The following is a 16,951-nucleotide window of genomic DNA, read 5'->3' as shown; positions in this document are numbered from 1 at the left end:
TGAGCCGAGACTATGAGCCGAGGCCATGAGCCGATCCGGCACGGCCGGCCGTTTCCTCCTAGCCTGACCCCATGGACGTAAAACTCGCGCAGTGTTTCATCGCCGTCGACGACCACGACAAGGCCCTGGCCTTCTACCGGGACGTCCTCGGCCTGGAGGTCCACAACGACGTGGCGTTCGAGGGGATGCGCTGGGTGACCGTCGGGTCGCCCCAGCAGCCGGGCGTGGAGATCGTGCTGGAGCCGCCCGGCGCCAACCCGGACGCCTCCCCGGCCGACCGGCAGGCCATGGCCGAGCTGCTCGCCAAGGGCATGCTGCGCGGGGTGATCTTCTCCACGACCGACTGCGACGCGCTCTACGAGCGGGTGCGGGAACACGGCGGTGACGTGATACAGGAACCGATGGACCAGCACTGGGGCGTACGGGACTGCGCGTTCCGGGACCCGGCGGGCAACCTGCTGCGCTTCACGGAACGCCGGGACAATTAGCACCTCTACGATCCCGTCCATGACCATCCGCTGGACGTACGCCTTCGCCGACCGCCCCGCCGCGCACCTCGCCGCCGCCCAGGCCTTCTGGACGGCCGTCACCGGCACCTTCCTCTCCGCACCCCGCGGGGAGAACGACGAGTTCGTGACGCTGCTGCCGGCCACCGGCGTCGACGCCTGCGTCAAGCTCCAAGGCGTCGACTCGGGCCCCGGCGGAGCCCACCTGGACCTCTGCGTGGAGGACGTGCCGGGCCTGGTGAAGCGAGCCCGGGAACTCGGCGCCGAGCCGGTCGCCGAGCACGAGGGCTGGGCCGTACTGCGCTCGCCCGCAGGGCAGTTGTGGTGCGCGGTGCCCTGGCAGGGGGAGTCGGTACGGCCGCCGGTCGCCGCGGGCAGCCGGCTCGACCAGGTCAGCCTCGACATCCCGCCGTCCGGGTACGAGACGGAGACCGCGTTCTGGGCGGAGCTGACCGGCTGGGAGCTGCTGACCGGTTCGCTGCCGGAGTTCCGGGTGCTCAGGCCACCGGCCGGGCTGCCCGTGCGGATCCTGCTCCAGCGGCTGGCCGACGAGCGGCCCGCCGCCGCCCACCTCGACCTGGCCTGCGCGGACATCGCGGCGACCCGGGCCCGGCACGAGGAACTCGGCGCCGTCCACGTGGCCGACGGCCGGCACTGGACGGTCCTGCGCGACCCGGCGGGCGGCATCTACTGCCTGACCGGCCGGGCCCCGGAGACCGGCGGCCTTCCGGGCCGGGGCTAGTGCTGCGACCGGAAAGGTTCACCGGCTCGCGACGCCCGGCACGGCACTAACCCCAGGGCTCCACATCCACCACGGCCGTGACCGGGATCGGCCCGTACACGTGCGGGAACTCCTCGCCGCCCAGCTCCGCCGCCTCCCACTTCACCGGTACGCCGACCCGGGCCGGGTCCACGACCAGCACCACCAGTTCGTCCGGGCCCTCGTAGGAGCCGTACAAGAAGGCGGCTATGCGCGGGAGTTGGTCGCGGGTGGAGCAGTGGATGAAGCCCTCCTCCTGGAGGGTGCGGCCGCGGGTGGACAGCTCGTAGGTGCCTCGCGCGCGGGCCTCGTCCCACAGGGAGCGCTCGGTGATGTGCAGGATGTTCGGGAGTCCGGTCATACGAGCACGCTACGGCGTCAGCGAGCGGGGCTCGCATCGTCCGATTCGGGCGGCGCGGGCGGGGGCGCCGGCCGCTCTTCCGTGCGGTTCTGGGCGCAGTCGGGGTTTCGGCAGGGGCCGGGCCCCCAGACGGGAACCCACGCCCCCAGCGTCTTGTGCCGACGCACCACACGTTCGACGGTCTGCCCGCACACCGGACAAACCTGGCCCTGGCTGTCCATGTCCCCAGCGTAGGCCGGGGCCGGGTGCTCTGCGCGTTCAAAAAACGGCGGAACACAGCGGCACCCAGCGCAGAACGGCGAGCCCCGCACACCGTGGGGATGTGCGGGACCCGTCGGGCCGGAGCCCCCGGGGACCGTGCGGGGTCAGGAGCCGCGCGGTTCCGGGGGCTCCGGGGTCTTCACCTGCTGCGCCGGGTCACGAACTCGGCGAGCGCGAGCAGACCGCCGGCCGACTCGGGGTCGGGTACGGCACGGGCGAGCTCCTGCATCGCCAGGGCCATCCGGTCGGCCGCCTCGGCCTGCGCCCAGTCACGGCCGCCCGCCCGCTCCACGGCCAGTGCCGTACGCGCGATCTCCTCGGCGTCGGCCCGCACCCGTGGCCCGGCGTACAGCTCGGCGAGTTCGGCCGCGGCCGGGGTGCCGGAGGTGAGGGCCGCGACGACCGGCAGGGACTTCTTGCGGGCTGCCAGGTCAGCGCCGGCCGGCTTGCCGGTGCGCCGTGGATCACCCCATATCCCGATGACGTCGTCGATCAGCTGGAAGGCGAGCCCGGCCTGCCGGCCGAAGCCGTCGAGCGCCGCCACCTCCTCCGCTGCCGCCCCCGCGTACAGCGCGCCCAGGGCGCAGGCGGAGCCGAGCAGCGCCCCGGTCTTGGCCTCGGCCATGACGAGCACCTCGTCGAGGCCGACCTCGCCGGGGGCCCGTTCCTCCATGGCCGTGTCCGCGTGCTGACCGGCGCACAGTTCGAGGACGCACTGGGCCAGCCGGGCGGCGGCGGGGCCGGACGCCGGGTGCGGGTCCTCGGCGAGCAGCCGCAGGGCCAGCGCATGGAGGGCGTCCCCGGCGAGGATCGCGTCGGCGTCACCGAACACGGTCCACGCCGTGGGCCGGTGCCGGCGGGAGGTGTCCCGGTCCATGACGTCGTCGTGCAGCAACGTGAAGTTGTGCACCAGTTCCACGGCGGCCGCGGCCCGTACGGCGGCCGCGTGGGCTGCCGGTCCGCCGAGCGCGTCGGCGGCGGCGAGGACCAGGGCGGGCCGGATGGCCTTGCCCGCGTCGCCGGCCGCCGGGCTGCCGTCCGCCTGTTCCCACCCGAAGTGGTAGCGCGCGATCCGCCGCATCGAACCGGGCAACGAGTCGACGGCCGTACGCAGTTCGGGGTCGACAAAGGCCCGGGCCCGCTCCAGTATGGCCGCCGCCTCGGCCCCGTCGAGGGACTCGGGCCGGTCCGGCGGCACCCCCGTGGCACGCTGCTGCCGCTCCGTCACGAACTCGGCCATGGCCTCCCCCTCGCGGAGTGCGCATACGGTGGCGTCTCCGCCCCGGCTCGGCACGTACTCCGAGGGTGTACCCGCCCCGGAGGGCGGGAACACGGCCGCCAAGTGCGGAAAGGTCACCTCCAGCGGCCGATCTCGACGTTCTCCAGCACGCCGAGCGCGTCGGGGACCAGGACGGCCGCCGAGTAGTAGGCCGTGACCAGGTAGTTGATGATGGCCTGCTCGTTGATGCCCATGAAGCGCACCGAGAGGCTCGGCTCGATCTCGTCGGGGATCCCGGACTGGCGCAGCCCGATGACGCCCTGGTCCGCCTCGCCCGTACGCATGGCGATGATCGAGGTGGTCCGGGCGTCGGAGACCGGGATCTTGTTGCACGGGTAGATCGGGACGCCGCGCCAGGTCGGGATGCGGTTGCCGCCGACCTCGACGGACTCGGGGACCAGTCCGCGCTTGTTGAGCTCACGGCCGAAGGCGGCGATCGCACGCGGGTGGGCGAGGAAGAGCTTGGTGCCGCGGCGGCGACTGAGCAGCTCGTCCATGTCGTCCGGGCTGGGCACGCCGTCGTGCGGCTGCAGCCGCTGGTCGTACTGGCAGTTGCTGAGCAGACCGAACTCCGCGTTGTTGATCAGCTCGTGCTCCTGGCGCTCCTTCAACGCCTCGACGGTGAGCCGGAGCTGGTGCTCGGTCTGGTTCATCGGCTGGTTGTAGAGGTCGGCCACCCGGGTGTGGATGCGCAGCACGGTCTGGGCGATGCTCAGCTCGTACTCGCGCGGCCGGGCCTCGTAGTCGACGAAGGTGTGCGGGATCTCGGGCTCGCCGCTGTGGCCGGCCGCGAGGGCGACCTCCTTCTCGCCGAACTTGTTGGTGCGCTGCTCGGGGATCGCGCGCAGCTGCGAGAGGTGCTCGCGCAGCGAGTCGGCGCGCTCCGCGACCTGCTCGAAGTCCTGCCGGGACAGGGTCAGCACGGTGCAGGCCGTGTCCGCGCGGGCGGTGTACTCCCAGATGGCGTCCGGGTCGATCAGGCCCTGCTCGCCGAAGTGCGCGCCGTCGGCGAGGACGCCGAGCACCGCGTCGTCGCCGTACGGGCCGGTGCCGATCTTCTCGACACGGCCGTGGGCCAGCAGATAGACCTCCTCCGCCTGGTTGCCGAACGAGGCGATGACCTCGCCCGCGGCGAAGTCGCGCTGCCGGCAGCGCTGGGCCAGCTCCCCCAGCACCTCCTGGTCCTCGTACGACCGCAGGATGGGCAGCTCGCCCAGTTCCGCGGGGATGACCTCGACCCGGTCGCCGGTCTTCAGGAACGTGATACGGCCGTCACCGACCGTGTAGGTGAGCCGCCGGTTCACCCGGTACGTGCCGCCCTGGACATCGACCCAGGGCAGCGTCCGCAGCAGCCAGCGGGAGCTGATCTCCTGCATCTGGGGCGCGGACTTGGTCGTGGTGGCCAGGTTCCGCGCGGCCGCGGTGTCCAGAGACTGCTGCGGCTTGCCCTGATCCGTGCGGACCTCTTCGCCTACCGACATAAGGAAATGCCCTCCCATACCTGCGCGGACGCCGAACTGCCCACGCATCGGTCTCACCGGCCACCCTGTCATCACGGAGCGTGCCGGGACCATTACCCGAAAGAGCGGGAATAGATCATCGAACAAATGGGCATGCCGGGCGAATAATCGCTCGCCCGACCCGGGATATGACGACTTGTCCGGATCAACTCGTACACGATCCGAACACCCTCGTGGGAGCTGGTCCGGGCCCCGCGCCTTCGGTAGAAGTTTCGGCACAAGCCAGTGCAAAAACGCACGCCAGTACAGAAGCGAAGGAGCCGGTCATGGCCCCACCCATGTCCGCGGGCGCTTTCCTCGACGCGTTGCGGAACGAGGGCGTCACGGTCGTCGAGGTCGGCGACTGGAGAGAACACAACCGGAACCACAAGGGGCCCTGGGGCCCCGTCCACGGCGTGATGATCCACCACACGGTGACCCACGGCACCGAGGACACGGTCCGGATCTGCTACGACGGCCGCCCCGACCTCCCCGGCCCGCTGTGCCACGGAGTCATCACCAAGGACGGCACGGTCCATCTCGTCGGCCACGGCCGCGCCAACCACGCGGGACTGGGCGACGACGACGTCCTGCGCGCCGTGATCGCCGAGAAGGCCCTACCCCCGGACAACGAGGCGAACACCGACGGCAACCGGCACTTCTACGGCTTCGAGTGCGAGAACCTGGGCGACGGCGAGGACCCTTGGCCCGAGGCCCAGCTGGAGGCGATCGAGAAGGTCGCCGCGGCGGTGTGCCGACGGCACGGCTGGTCCGAGCGGTCGGTGATCGGCCACGCGGAGTGGCAGCCGGGGAAGGTGGACCCCCGCGGCTTCACCATGGGCTGGCTGCGCGAGCGCGTCCGGGACCGCCTGAAGTGAGCCCCGGTGCGCGCTGCGGGTGACAATGACGGCGTGACCAGCGCCGACATACTTTCCCCCCGGCTCCCGTCCCCGCTCGAGGAGGTGGCCGACGACCGGTTCGCCCGCCAGGGCGTCCGGCTCCTCCTCAAGCGGGACGACCTGATCCACCCGGAGCTGATCGGCAACAAGTGGCGCAAGCTGGTCCCGAACATCGAGGCGGCCGCCGGACGGCCGGTGCTCACCTTCGGCGGGGCGTACTCCAACCACCTGCGGGCGACGGCCGCGGCCGGGCGTCTGCTCGGTTTCCCGACGGTGGGCGTGGTCCGGGGCGAGGAACTGGCCACCCGGCCGCTGAACCCCTCGCTGGCGCGGTGCGCGGCCGACGGCATGCGTCTGCACTTCGTCGACAGGTCGATGTACCGGCGCAAGACCGAGCCGGAGGTGCTGGCCGGTCTGGCGCGGGCGGCGGGGGCCGAGGACGCGTATGTCGTGCCGGAGGGCGGCAGCAACGCGGCGGCGGTACGCGGGTGCCGGGCCCTGGGCGAGGAGCTGCGTGGACGGGCCGACCTGGTGGCGATCGCGTGCGGAACCGGGGGCACGCTGGCCGGGCTCGCCGCCGGGCTGGGCGCGGGACAGCGGGCGCTGGGGGTGCCGGTGCTGCGGGGCGGGTTCCTGGCGGGGGAGACGGAGCGGCTCCAGACAGAGGCGTTCGGGGGGCGTCGGGGGGACTGGTCGCTCGACGAGCGGTTCCACTTCGGCGGATACGCGCGGACGACGCCCGGACTCGACGACTTCGCGCGGGACTTCGAGGACCGGCACGGGGTGGCGGTGGAGCGGTTGTATGTCGCCAAATTGCTGTATGGGCTTGTCGAGCTGGCAGCGGAAGGCGCGTTGCGGCGCGGGACGCGGGTGGCGGCGGTCATCACCGCCTGACCAGCGCCTCTCCTGGGATCTCAGGCCGCTTCCCGGTACGCCGCCGCCTCCTCCAGGTCCAGTCGGCGCAGCAGCGTGCGGAGCATCTCGTCGTCGATGTAGCGGTGGTCACGGAGCCGGACGAAGACGGCGCGTTCGGCGCTGATCATGTCGCGGGAGAGCCGGCGGTAGGTGTCGTCGACCGTCTCGCCGGTGACGGGGTTGGTCTGGCCGAGGCGCTCCCAGACGGCGTTGCGGCGGCGTTCCAGGACCGCGCGCAGGCGGTCGGCGAGCGGCGGCGGCAGCTCGTTGCGTTCGTCGGAGAGGAGTTCGTCGAGGCGGTTCTCGGCCGCGCGGGACGCCTGCGCCTGGGCGTTGGCCTCGGCGAGGGTCTCGGCCTGCACGTCCCGGGGCGGGAACTTCATCAGGCGGATCAGCGGGGCCAGGCTGAGGCCCTGCACCACCAGGGTGCCGATGACGGTCGTGAAGGTCAGGAACAGGATCAGGTTGCGCTGCGGGAAGTCACTGCCGTCCCGCACGGTGAGCGGGATCGAGAAGGCGACGGCCAGCGAGACGACCCCGCGCATCGCGGCCCAGGACTCGACGGCGGGCGATCTCCAGGTGGGGTTCTCCTCCCGCTCGCGGATCCGCCGGAACAGCATGCGCGGCAGGAAGGCCGCCGGATAGATCCACACGAAGCGGGCCGCGACCACGACGAGGAAGAGGGCGACCGCGTACCAGGCGGCATCGATGCCCTGGTACGCGCCGAGGCCCTTCAGGACGACCGGCAGTTGCAGTCCGATCAGCGCGAAGACCGCCGACTCCAGCAGGAACGCGACCATCCGCCACACCGCGTCCTCCTGGAGACGGGTGGCGAAGTCGACCTCCCAGGCGCGGTGGCCGAGATAGAGGGCGACCACCACGACCGCCAGCACACCGGAGGCGTGGAACTGCTCGGCGACGCCGTAGGCGACGAACGGGATCAGCAGCGACAGCGTGTTCTGGAGCAGGGGCTCCTGGAGGTGGGTGCGCAGCCAGTGGATCGGCACCATCAGCACCAGGCCGACCAGCACGCCGCCGATCGCGGCCACCAGGAACTCGCCGACCCCGTGGATCCAGGAGGCGCCCTCGCCGAGGGCGGCCGCGACGGCCACCCGGTAGGCGGTGATCGCGGTGGCGTCGTTCAGCAGGGACTCGCCCTGCAGGATCGTGGTGAGCCGGGAGGGCAGCCCCACCCGGCGGGCGATCGAGGCGGCCGCGACGGCGTCCGTGGGTGCCACCACCGCGCCCAGCGCCAGCGCCGCGGGCAGCGGCAGCCCGGGCACGATCTCATAGGCGGCCCAGCCGACGACGAAGGTCGCGAAGAGCACGTACCCCACCGACAGCAGCGCCACGGGCCGCATGTTGGCCCGCAGATCGAGGTACGAGCTCTCGGTGCCCTCCTTGTACAGCAGCGGGGGCAGCACCAGCGGCAGCACGATGTCCGGGTCGAGCGTGTAGTCGGGAACTCCGGGAATGTACGACACCGCCAGTCCGACGGCGACCAGCAGCAGGGGCGCCGGCACCGGGGTGCGCCGCGCCGCACCGGCGATCGCCGCGCTTCCGGCCACCAGCAACAGCAGTGGCAACACGTCCATGATCCTCGCCCGCCCTCATTTTCCGCGCGGCCACCCGCACAGCCGTCGTAATCTGGCAATCATGAAACAGTGCACGCACGCCGGCGCGCTGCCGCACCCGGAACCCGAGCCACTGAACGAGACCTGCCCGGAGTGTCTCGCCCGGGGCTGGCACCCCGTCCAGCTGCGGCTCTGTCTGACCTGTGGCCATGTCGCCTGCTGCGACTCGTCACCGGGAAGACACGCGACGGGGCACCACGAGACGTCCGGCCACCCCGTGATGCGGACTTTCGAGCCGGGCGAGGACTGGCGCTGGTGCTTCGTGGACCACGTCCTCGTGTGACACTGCACTACGGCCGCCGAAGGCGGTCGTGGCGACGGTTCGACGGTTCGACGCCGGGGTACGTCAACCCGGCGCGCGCTCTTCCCAATTGAGCAAGCCGGACCCCTAGACACGGAGCGTATCCACAGGTTTACTGTGAGTGACGCCAGGGGGTTGGGGTCCCGGGACAGAAAAGTTCGGAGCGCGGTAGCGTCACCGCTGAACAACGTAGTGCGTTACCCCGGGGGGCGACCCTCGGCCCCGAAAAGCTTGTACCACCATGGAGGTGAGGGTGTCCCAGATCGCAGGCGAGCCCGCGACCCAGGACTTCGTGGAAGTCCGGCTGCCGGCTGCGGGTGCCTACCTGTCGGTGCTGCGGACGGCCACGGCCGGTCTCGCCGCCCGCTTGGACTTCACCCTGGACGAGATCGAGGACCTGCGCATCGCGGTCGACGAGGCCTGCGCGATCCTGCTCCAGCAGGCCGTTCCCGGCTCGGTGCTCAGCTGTGTCTTCCGCCTCGTCGACGACTCGCTGGAGGTCACGGTCTCCGCCCCGACCACGGACGGCCACGCCCCTTCGCGCGACACCTTCGCCTGGACCGTGCTCTCGGCCCTGGCGGGCAAGGTCTCGTCGGCCGTCGACGAGGACAAGACCGTGACGATCAGCCTCTACAAACAGCGCGGCGCGGGACCCGGGCCGGCGTGAGGAACGGGGACGGGCCGGTGCGGGACGAAGAGCGCGGCACACGGGAGCTGCCGGCCGGGGGCGAAGACCCCGAGGCCGGCTCCCGCCGCATGGCTGACGGCATCGACGGCATCCCGGAACAGGCCAGGCCGCACCCGGAGGAACCCTCCGCGCAGGTCGGGCTGGACGGTGCCGCGCAGAGCGCGCCTCCGGAAGCGCGGAACGGGGTCGCGACCCCGGACCGGGCCGGGGCGAAGGCTCGTGGAAGGGCGACGGGCGGGACGATGAGCGAGCACGAGCGATACCCCGAGGACGAGGCGCTGGCCGCGGAGGTTGTGCAGGCGACCCAGCACGGACCTCAGGACCGCAGCGGGGCGCGCGCCATGTTCATCGAGCTGCGCAAGCTGAAGGACGGCAGTCCCGAGTACGCGGAGCTGCGCAACAAGCTGGTCCGGATGCATCTGCCGCTCGTGGAGCACCTCGCGCGCCGGTTCCGCAACCGCGGCGAGCCGCTGGACGACCTCACCCAGGTCGCCACCATCGGCCTGATCAAGTCGGTCGACCGGTTCGATCCGGAGCGGGGCGTGGAGTTCTCCACGTACGCCACCCCGACCGTGGTCGGCGAGATCAAGCGCCACTTCCGCGACAAGGGCTGGGCGGTCCGTGTCCCGCGCCGTCTCCAGGAGCTGCGTCTCGCGCTCACGACCGCCACCGCCGAGCTGTCCCAGCAGCACGGCCGCTCCCCCACGGTCCACGAGCTCGCCGAGAAGCTCGCGATCTCGGAGGAGGAGGTCCTGGAGGGCCTGGAGTCGGCCAACGCGTACTCCACGCTGTCCCTGGACGTCCCCGACACCGACGACGAGTCCCCGGCGGTCGCCGACACGCTCGGCGCGGAGGACGAGGCCCTCGAGGGCGTCGAGTACCGCGAGTCCCTCAAACCGCTCCTGGAAGACCTGCCGCCCCGAGAGAAGCGGATCCTTCTCCTCCGCTTTTTCGGCAACATGACCCAGTCCCAGATCGCTCAGGAGGTCGGCATCAGCCAGATGCACGTCTCCCGGCTGCTGGCCCGGACGCTGGCTCAGCTCCGGGAGAAGCTCCTGGTGGAGGAGTAGGTCTCCGCACCACCCCGCGGATCAGCTACTACGCCCGGGCCCCTTGATCCCCAGGGCCTGGGTGGTAGCGGAGTTCACCAGCAGAACCAGCGAGGCCACAGCCACCACGGCCAACGCGATCCCCGCCGGAATGGCCGCGCTGTCGGCCTGCAGCAGGCTGTAGGCGACCGGCAGCGCCATGATCTGCGTGATCACCGCAGGCCCCCGGCTCCAGCTCTTGCGCAGCAGCAGCCCCCGCGCCGCCAGCAGCGGCAGCAGCGCCAGCACGATCACGGTGATGCCCCCGGTGACCGCCTGCCCCCGGTCGTCCGGAGACCCGGTGAGCCCGAGGACGAGCATCCACACCCCGCCGACCGCCAGCGCGAGCCCTTCCAGTCCGCTCAGTGCGGCCGCATACGTCAGCCGCCGCGGACGGGACCCGTCGGTTACGTCGGCCTTCTCAGCCGTAGGCGCATTGCTCACGCCAGAAGGGTAGCCCTCGCCCGAAAACACCGGCCCCGCCCCGCAGGGCCACGTGTTCAGACTCACGCCCCTTTCTCTTACCGGATCCCTAACACGGCCTGGGCCCGGTACTTTCGAGTAGGTACGCTGCAATCCATGCGTGCACTTCTCGTGGTCAATCCGGCGGCAACCACTACAAGCGCACGCAGGCGCGATGTCCTGATCCACGCGCTCGCGAGTGAGGTCGAACTGGAGGCCGTCACCACCGAGTACCGCGGCCACGCCCGTGACCTGGGCCGACAGGCGGCGGAGAGCGAGGACATCGACCTCGTCGTGGCCCTCGGCGGCGACGGAACGGTCAACGAGGTGGTCAACGGCCTCCTCTACGCCGGCCCCGACCCGGACCGGCTGCCCGGCCTCGCGGTGGTCCCCGGCGGCTCCACCAATGTCTTCGCACGCGCCCTCGGCCTGCCCAACGACCCGGTCGAGGCCACCGGCGCCCTGCTCGGCGCGCTGCGCGAGAAACAGGAGCGGGTCGTCGGCCTCGGACTGACCGCCGGCACCCCCGGCACCGCCGACGAGGCGGTCCCGGCCCGCTGGTTCACCTTCAACGCGGGGCTCGGCTTCGACGCAGGCGTGGTCGGCCGGGTCGAGCAGCAGCGCGAGCTCGGCAAGAAGTCGACGCACGCACTGTATGTACGACAGGTCGTACGTCAGTTCTTCGGTGAGCAGCACCGCCGGCACGGCACGATCACCCTGGAGCGGCCGGGCGCCGACCCGATCGACGAGCTGGTCGTGGCGATAGTCTCGAACACCTCGCCCTGGACGTATCTCGGCAATCGCCCGATGTACACGTCACCTAAGGCCTCGTTCGATAAAGGCATCGACGTACTCGGTCTCAGCCGTCTGTCCACCACCGCGGTTGCCCGGTATGGCACCCAGTTGCTCACTTCGTCCCCCGAGCGCGGACCCCATGGCAAGCACGCCGTGTCCCTGCACGATCTGGACCAGTTCACCTTGCATTCGAAGGTCCCCCTCCCCCTTCAGATGGACGGCGACCACCTAGGACTGCGTACGAGCGTGACGTTCACAGGCGTACGCCGCGCACTGCGTGTGATTGTGTGAGCGGAACGGGCCAAAGTCCTTTCACTCGAACGTTTAGGCCAGGATCCACCCCATGGAAGTACGGCTGTGACCCAGTCGACACCGAGGAATCAAAAAAAACTTTCCGGAAGGGGTTGTATCCGTCGCTGAGGTTTGCGAGGCTCTACGTGGCGATCGGGACGGCCCGCAAGACCGGCCTCCACTGATCACCGGAATCCCCCTTCAACTCACAGGACCCCTGCCAGGGAACCTGGCGGTCGGCCCTTCACTTGTTGAGGGATTCGTGAAAGCGTTCACATTCACAAGCAACGTGCATGTAATACCAAGGAGAGGTAGCAGCCATGGACTGGCGTCACAACGCCGTTTGCCGCGAGGAAGACCCCGAGCTCTTCTTCCCCATCGGCAACACCGGTCCTGCGCTGCTGCAGATCGAGGAAGCCAAGGCCGTCTGCCGTCGCTGTCCCGTTATGGACCAGTGTCTGCAGTGGGCGCTTGAGTCCGGTCAGGACTCCGGCGTCTGGGGTGGCCTCAGCGAGGACGAGCGTCGCGCGATGAAGCGCCGTGCCGCCCGCAACCGGGCTCGTCAGGCCTCCGCCTGACGCAACCCACCCCGCTCAGCCTGAGCTTGGCGGCGCGTACAGCGAGTACGCATCTCCCGCCCCCGAGCCGCAGCGCGCAGTACCCCCAACGAGTGAACAGCCCCGGACCCACCAGGTCCGGGGCTCTTTGCTGGGCCCGGTACCTGAAGTGCCCCGAACCGAACTACTTCTGCGGCTGCACCGGCACGTCGAGGATCACCCGGGTCCCCCGCTCCGGCGCCGGCACCATGTCGAACGTGCCGCCCAACTCGCCCTCCACCAGCGTCCGTACGATCTGCAGACCGAGGTTGCCGGAGCGGTGCGGGTCGAAGCCCTCGGGCAGGCCGACGCCGTCGTCCTGGACCGTGACCAGGAGCCGGGCCTCCTTGGTGGTGCCGCCACGGACCGCCGCGACCTCGACGGTGCCGGTGTCGCCCTCGCGGAAGCCGTGTTCGAGGGCGTTCTGCAGGATCTCGGTGAGCACCATCGAGAGCGGGGTCGCCACCTCGGCGTCGAGTATTCCGAAGCGCCCGGTGCGCCGGCCGGTCACCTTGCCCGGCGAGATCTCGGCGACCATCGCGAGCACCCGGTCGGCGATCTCGTCGAACTCCACGCGCTCGTCCAGGTTCTGAGACAGCGTCTCATGCACGATCGCGATCGAGCCGACCCGTCGTACGGCCTCCTCCAGGGCCTCCCGGCCGCGCTCGGACTCGATCCGGCGGGCCTGCAGGCGCAACAGCGCGGCCACCGTCTGGAGGTTGTTCTTCACCCGGTGGTGGATCTCCCGGATGGTCGCGTCCTTGGTGATCAACTCGCGTTCGCGGCGCCGCAGTTCGGTGACGTCCCGGAGCAGCACCAGGGAACCGATGCGGGTGCCCTTGGGCTTGAGCGGGATCGCCCGGAACTGGATCGCGCCGTCGTTGGACTCGATCTCGAACTCGCGCGGCGCCCAGCCGCTGGCGACCTTGGCGAGCGCCTCGTCCACCGGCCCCCGGGTCGGGGCGAGTTCGGCCGTGGTCTGACCCAGGTGATGGCCGAGCAGGTCGGCGGCGAGGCCGAGGCGATGGTAGGCGGAGAGGGCGTTCGGGGAGGCGTACTGGACGATGCCGTCCGCGTCCAGCCGGATCAGGCCGTCGCCGACGCGTGGCGAGGCATCCATGTCGACCTGCTGGTTCGGGAAGGGAAACGATCCGGCAGCAATCATCTGCGCAAGGTCGGAGGCGCTCTGGAGGTAGGTCAGCTCCAGCCTGCTCGGGGTGCGCACGGTCAGCAGATTGGTGTTGCGCGCGATGACCCCGAGGACCCGGCCCTCGCGCCGTACCGGGATGGACTCGACCCGTACGGGGACCTCCTCGCGCCACTCGGGGTCACCCTCACGGACGATCCGGCCCTCGTCCACGGCGATGTCCAGCATGGGGCGGCGGCCCCGCGGGACGAGATGGCCGATCATGTCGTCCTGATACGAGGTGGGGCCGGTGTTGGGGCGCATCTGCGCCACCGAGACATAGCGGGTGCCGTCCGCGGTGGGAACCCACAGGACCAGGTCGGCGAAGGAGAGGTCGGAGAGCAGCTGCCACTCCGAGACCAGCAGATGGAGCCACTCGAGGTCGGAGTCGTCGAGGGCGGTGTGCTGGCGGACCAGTTCGTTCATGGAGGGCACATCTGCGAGCGTACCCGCGGGTCTGTTCATGGCCTAAAAGCGGCCGAGAACACCCGCGGGCCGCGGCGCCTGAGAGGGACCCTCAACCCTCCCGGCACCGCAGCCCGGAGCAGCAACGGCCGTGGGCTGTGCGGTCCCGGTCGGCCGAAGGGTGAGGAGCCGGGGCAGTCAGGGCAGAGAGCTCCGGATCCTCGGTCCGCCTTCCTGTGCGGGGAAGACGGAAGAGTGTGACTGTGTCGTACGGTCCCGCCGTACTCCTTCAGTCCGCGTACGCAATTGTGGACTAGACCACGGTGTGTGTCCATGCGTTGGAGACTGTTCACAGTCGATGTGACCGCAGCGTAGCCCGCCGGAGGGGCTTGTGGGGCCGGATGGGGCACGGCAATTCCCGACACTCCGGTGGACGGGTGGGAATTTTCCTTGATTCACCCGTTCTGACGCATTCACGTAACCTCGCACTTGTCCCCTTTTCCTGCACCCGCTCCCAGGGTGACGGGGGCTTGTTCTGTTAGATTGGTCCCATCGGATTGGTCTAAACCACATAGACAGAACGGCAGGCCCAGCGTGGAAGTTGTCATCGTTCCGGACGCCGCCGCGGGTGGCGAGCTGATCGCCGAGGCCATGGCCCAGCTGCTCCGCCGCAAGCCGGACGCGCTGCTCGGGGTGGCCACGGGCTCGACCCCGCTGCCCATCTACCAGGCGCTCACGGCCAAGGTGCGGTCCGGTGCCGTGGACACCTCGCGGGCGCGCATAGCCCAGCTCGACGAATACGTGGGCCTGCCGGCCGAGCATCCGGAGTCGTACCGGTCGGTGCTGCGGCGCGAGGTGCTGGAGCCGCTCGGGGTCGGGATGGACGCGTTCCTCGGCCCCGACGGCGCGGCCGAGGACGTGCAGGCCGCCTGCGAGGCGTACGACGGGGCACTGGCGCAGGCAGGCGGCGTGGATCTGCAGTTGCTCGGGATCGGGACCGACGGGCACATCGGGTTCAACGAGCCGTGCTCGTCGCTGGCCTCGCGGACGCGGATCAAGACGCTCACCGAGCAGACCCGGGTCGACAACGCGCGGTTCTTCGACGGGGACATCTCGCAGGTGCCGCACCATGTGATCACCCAGGGGATCGGGACGATCCTGGAGGCGCGGCATCTGGTGCTGCTCGCGACGGGTGAGGGGAAGGCCGACGCGGTCGCGGCGACCGTGGAGGGGCCGGTCGCCGCGGTGTGTCCCGCGTCGGCTCTGCAGTTGCATCCGCATGCGACGGTGGTGGTGGACGAGGGAGCCGCGTCCAAGCTGAAGCTTGCGGACTATTTCCGGTACACGTTCGTCAACAAGCCGGCTTGGCAGGGGATTTAGGGACTGACGCGTCTGCCTGGACCGGTTCGATGCGGGCAGACGGTCGTCGTGGGTTGCTCGCGCCCACGCGGCGGAGCCGCATGTCGACGCAGCCCCGCGCCCCTTGGGGGCGCCATGGCTGACGGGGTGCTCCAGCTAGCGGGGTGCTATTACCTCTGCCGCTGCCGTGCCGCAGACCTGTGCCGCTCCGTGGGTGGCGATGTGCAGGGCTCCCCTGGGGGGTGCCTGGGGGACGCCCATTTCCACCACGATCGTGTCCGGGCGGGACCTGAGGAGTACGTCCAGGGCCGTGGTCATCCAGGGGTGGCGGTGTTCGTCTCGGAGCACCACCACGATCCTGCGGTCGCCCGCCACCGCCAGGGCCTCCTGGCCCGCCTGGTCGCCCGTGAAGTCGGCCGTTTCCGTGCCGGGCAGGCGGCGCGACAGTTCCGCTGCCACTCCCCAGGGGGTCTCCGTGCCCACCGCGATGTTCGACGCCGAGGTGAACACGGCCACGAAGGGGGCCGCGGTCAGGGGCGTGCCGGAGTCGACACGCGTCACATCGAGTGCGCGGCGGGCGGCGACGAGGCCGATGTCCGTGGCCGCGTGGTCCGGTCGCGCCCTCTGCGTCGTCGCCGTCCAGCGGGACAGTGACCGTACCCGGTCCGCCGCCTCCGCCAGGCGCTCCTCGGGGAGTTCGCCGGAGTGGACCGCCGCGACCAGGGCGTCGCGCAGACGCCGTACCGTCTCCTCGTCCGTGGGGCCGCCACCCACGCAGATCGCGTCGGCTCCGGCGGCTATGGCCAGGACGCTGCCGTGTTCGATGCCGTAGGTCGCGGAGATGGCCTGCATATCCATGCCGTCGGTGACGATCAGGCCGTCGTAGCCGAGTTCGCCGCGGAGGAGATCGGTGAGGATGGTGCGGGACAACGTGGCCGGTCGGTCCGGGTCCAGGACCGGGACCAGGATGTGCGCACTCATCACGGCGCGGGTGCCGGCGGCGATGGCGGCACGGAACGGGGCCAGCTCGCGGGCGTACATGACGTCGGCGGTCGCGTCGATGCGGGGCAGCTCGAGGTGGGAGTCGACGGCGGTGTCGCCGTGGCCCGGGAAGTGCTTGGTGCAGGCGGCCACCCCGGCCGACTGGAGGCCGGTGACGTAGGCCGCCGTGTGGCGGGCGACCAGGTCCGGGTCGGCGCCGAAGGAGCGGACGCCGATGACCGGGTTGGCCGGGTTGGAGTTGACGTCCGCGGACGGGGCCCAGTTGAAGTTCACCCCGCAGGCCACGAGGCGGCGGCCCAGTTCGAGGGCGACCTCCTGGGTCAGCTCCACGTCGTCGACGGCGCCGAGGGCGTTGTTGCCGGGGAAGGAGGAGCCGGTGTGCACCTCGAGACGGGTGACGTCGCCTCCCTCCTCGTCGATCGCCACCAGGACGTCGTCCCGTTCGGCGCGCAACTGGGCGGTGAGGGCGGTGAGTTGTTCGGGTGAGGCGACGTTGCGGCCGAACACGCCCACGGAGGCGAGGCCTTCGCCGAGCCGGCGCAGCAGCCAGTCGGGGGCGGTGGTGCCGGTGAAGCCGGGCTGGAGGACCGTGAGCGCGTCGCGGGACAGGCCGTCCTTCGGATCCGACGCGGTGGTGCCGCTGGCGAGTGTCGTCATCGGGTGG

17 protein-coding genes are annotated in these 16,951 nt (G+C 70.7%); 10 read left to right on the top strand and 7 right to left on the bottom strand.

Annotated elements, in window-relative coordinates; all coding sequences use genetic code 11:
• The first annotated feature begins 71 nt into the window (after positions 1-71).
• Positions 72-488, top strand: coding sequence for a VOC family protein (locus AB0D59_RS25840; RefSeq protein ID WP_362569712.1), 417 nt, complete (start codon positions 72-74; stop codon positions 486-488).
• Positions 489-507: 19 nt separating this feature from the next.
• Entirely contained in the window at positions 508-1,248 is a 741-nt protein-coding gene (locus AB0D59_RS25835) for a VOC family protein (protein WP_362569710.1), read from the top strand.
• 46 nt (positions 1,249-1,294) lie between these two features.
• Here AB0D59_RS25835 and AB0D59_RS25830 read toward each other — a convergent pair whose 3' ends face one another.
• The 3 genes from AB0D59_RS25830 to AB0D59_RS25820 form a co-directional block, all read right to left on the bottom strand.
• Positions 1,295-1,627: a DUF952 domain-containing protein gene (locus AB0D59_RS25830; protein WP_362569707.1), complete on the bottom strand. Its 333-nt coding sequence runs from the start codon at positions 1,625-1,627 to the stop codon at positions 1,295-1,297.
• 400 nt (positions 1,628-2,027) lie between these two features.
• A complete protein-coding gene (locus AB0D59_RS25825; RefSeq protein ID WP_362569704.1) occupies positions 2,028-3,128 on the bottom strand; it encodes a family 2 encapsulin nanocompartment cargo protein polyprenyl transferase in 1,101 nt (366 codons plus the stop codon).
• 113 nt (positions 3,129-3,241) lie between these two features.
• Positions 3,242-4,648 (bottom strand): family 2B encapsulin nanocompartment shell protein, encoded by a 1,407-nt coding sequence (locus tag AB0D59_RS25820; protein ID WP_362569701.1) that lies wholly within the window; start codon positions 4,646-4,648, stop codon positions 3,242-3,244.
• A gap of 305 nt (positions 4,649-4,953) precedes the next feature.
• Here AB0D59_RS25820 and AB0D59_RS25815 point away from each other — a divergent pair, with 305 nt between their 5' ends.
• Together AB0D59_RS25815 and AB0D59_RS25810 are read left to right on the top strand one after the other, a co-directional pair.
• The gene (locus AB0D59_RS25815) at positions 4,954-5,544 is read left to right on the top strand and encodes an N-acetylmuramoyl-L-alanine amidase (protein ID WP_362569698.1); all 591 of its coding nucleotides are present in this window, start codon (positions 4,954-4,956) and stop codon (positions 5,542-5,544) included.
• A 33-nt stretch (positions 5,545-5,577) separates the two neighbouring features.
• A complete protein-coding gene (locus AB0D59_RS25810; RefSeq protein WP_362569695.1) occupies positions 5,578-6,459 on the top strand; it encodes a pyridoxal-phosphate dependent enzyme in 882 nt (293 codons plus the stop codon).
• Positions 6,460-6,479: 20 nt separating this feature from the next.
• Here AB0D59_RS25810 and AB0D59_RS25805 read toward each other — a convergent pair whose 3' ends face one another.
• Entirely contained in the window at positions 6,480-8,075 is a 1,596-nt protein-coding gene (locus AB0D59_RS25805) for a Na+/H+ antiporter (RefSeq protein WP_362569692.1), read from the bottom strand.
• A gap of 61 nt (positions 8,076-8,136) precedes the next feature.
• On the opposite strand from AB0D59_RS25805, the gene AB0D59_RS25800 reads away from it, so the two are divergent.
• The 3 genes from AB0D59_RS25800 (at position 8,137) to AB0D59_RS25790 (ending at position 10,173) form a co-directional block, all read left to right on the top strand.
• Complete coding sequence (locus tag AB0D59_RS25800) at positions 8,137-8,397, top strand: UBP-type zinc finger domain-containing protein (protein ID WP_362569689.1); 261 nt, start codon at positions 8,137-8,139, stop codon at positions 8,395-8,397.
• 271 nt (positions 8,398-8,668) lie between these two features.
• On the top strand, positions 8,669-9,082 hold the full coding sequence (locus tag AB0D59_RS25795; RefSeq protein WP_020130755.1) for an anti-sigma regulatory factor: 414 nt from the start codon (positions 8,669-8,671) through the stop codon (positions 9,080-9,082).
• A 17-nt stretch (positions 9,083-9,099) separates the two neighbouring features.
• Positions 9,100-10,173 carry an RNA polymerase sigma factor SigF gene (locus AB0D59_RS25790; RefSeq protein WP_362569686.1) on the top strand — a complete coding sequence of 358 codons (1,074 nt, stop codon included), beginning with the start codon at positions 9,100-9,102 and terminating at the stop codon, positions 10,171-10,173.
• Positions 10,174-10,194: 21 nt separating this feature from the next.
• Here AB0D59_RS25790 and AB0D59_RS25785 read toward each other — a convergent pair whose 3' ends face one another.
• A complete protein-coding gene (locus AB0D59_RS25785; protein ID WP_362569684.1) occupies positions 10,195-10,635 on the bottom strand; it encodes a hypothetical protein in 441 nt (146 codons plus the stop codon).
• A 135-nt stretch (positions 10,636-10,770) separates the two neighbouring features.
• On the opposite strand from AB0D59_RS25785, the gene AB0D59_RS25780 reads away from it, so the two are divergent.
• Together AB0D59_RS25780 and AB0D59_RS25775 are read left to right on the top strand one after the other, a co-directional pair.
• Positions 10,771-11,739 carry a diacylglycerol kinase family protein gene (locus AB0D59_RS25780; RefSeq protein WP_362569681.1) on the top strand — a complete coding sequence of 323 codons (969 nt, stop codon included), beginning with the start codon at positions 10,771-10,773 and terminating at the stop codon, positions 11,737-11,739.
• 320 nt (positions 11,740-12,059) lie between these two features.
• Positions 12,060-12,317, top strand: coding sequence for a WhiB family transcriptional regulator (locus tag AB0D59_RS25775; RefSeq protein ID WP_006142322.1), 258 nt, complete (start codon positions 12,060-12,062; stop codon positions 12,315-12,317).
• Between the two features lie 163 nt (positions 12,318-12,480).
• On the opposite strand, the gene AB0D59_RS25770 is transcribed toward AB0D59_RS25775, so the two are convergent.
• Positions 12,481-13,947, bottom strand: a complete 1,467-nt coding sequence (locus AB0D59_RS25770) for a PAS domain-containing sensor histidine kinase (protein WP_362569789.1) — start codon at positions 13,945-13,947, stop codon at positions 12,481-12,483.
• A gap of 573 nt (positions 13,948-14,520) precedes the next feature.
• Here AB0D59_RS25770 and nagB point away from each other — a divergent pair.
• Positions 14,521-15,306, top strand: coding sequence for a glucosamine-6-phosphate deaminase (nagB, locus tag AB0D59_RS25765; RefSeq protein WP_362569678.1), 786 nt, complete (start codon positions 14,521-14,523; stop codon positions 15,304-15,306).
• Between the two features lie 135 nt (positions 15,307-15,441).
• Here the strand turns inward: nagB and AB0D59_RS25760 are convergent, their stop codons facing one another.
• Entirely contained in the window at positions 15,442-16,944 is a 1,503-nt protein-coding gene (locus AB0D59_RS25760) for a glycoside hydrolase family 3 protein (RefSeq protein WP_362569675.1), read from the bottom strand.
• Between the last annotated feature and the right edge of the window lie 7 nt (positions 16,945-16,951).

The sequence above is a fragment of the Streptomyces sp. NPDC048417 genome (assembly GCF_040651615.1).
Classification (GTDB): Bacteria; Actinomycetota; Actinomycetes; order Streptomycetales; family Streptomycetaceae; genus Streptomyces.
Note: the sequence above shows the minus strand (reverse complement) of the source record. Positions and strands in the feature narration are given on the sequence as shown.

What these genes read in the sequence shown, in the direction of transcription:
- AB0D59_RS25840 (WP_362569712.1), top strand. Translation starts at nt 72, where the DNA reads ATGGACGTAAAACTCGCGCAGTGTTTCATCGCCGTCGACGACCACGAC.
- AB0D59_RS25835 (WP_362569710.1), top strand. Translation starts at nt 508, where the DNA reads ATGACCATCCGCTGGACGTACGCCTTCGCCGACCGCCCCGCCGCGCAC.
- AB0D59_RS25830 (WP_362569707.1), bottom strand. Translation starts at nt 1,627, where the DNA reads ATGACCGGACTCCCGAACATCCTGCACATCACCGAGCGCTCCCTGTGG.
- AB0D59_RS25825 (WP_362569704.1), bottom strand. Translation starts at nt 3,128, where the DNA reads ATGGCCGAGTTCGTGACGGAGCGGCAGCAGCGTGCCACGGGGGTGCCG.
- AB0D59_RS25820 (WP_362569701.1), bottom strand. Translation starts at nt 4,648, where the DNA reads ATGTCGGTAGGCGAAGAGGTCCGCACGGATCAGGGCAAGCCGCAGCAG.
- AB0D59_RS25815 (WP_362569698.1), top strand. Translation starts at nt 4,954, where the DNA reads ATGGCCCCACCCATGTCCGCGGGCGCTTTCCTCGACGCGTTGCGGAAC.
- AB0D59_RS25805 (WP_362569692.1), bottom strand. Translation starts at nt 8,075, where the DNA reads ATGGACGTGTTGCCACTGCTGTTGCTGGTGGCCGGAAGCGCGGCGATC.
- AB0D59_RS25800 (WP_362569689.1), top strand. Translation starts at nt 8,137, where the DNA reads ATGAAACAGTGCACGCACGCCGGCGCGCTGCCGCACCCGGAACCCGAG.
- AB0D59_RS25780 (WP_362569681.1), top strand. Translation starts at nt 10,771, where the DNA reads ATGCGTGCACTTCTCGTGGTCAATCCGGCGGCAACCACTACAAGCGCA.
- AB0D59_RS25775 (WP_006142322.1), top strand. Translation starts at nt 12,060, where the DNA reads ATGGACTGGCGTCACAACGCCGTTTGCCGCGAGGAAGACCCCGAGCTC.
- AB0D59_RS25770 (WP_362569789.1), bottom strand. Translation starts at nt 13,947, where the DNA reads ATGAACGAACTGGTCCGCCAGCACACCGCCCTCGACGACTCCGACCTC.
- AB0D59_RS25760 (WP_362569675.1), bottom strand. Translation starts at nt 16,944, where the DNA reads ATGACGACACTCGCCAGCGGCACCACCGCGTCGGATCCGAAGGACGGC.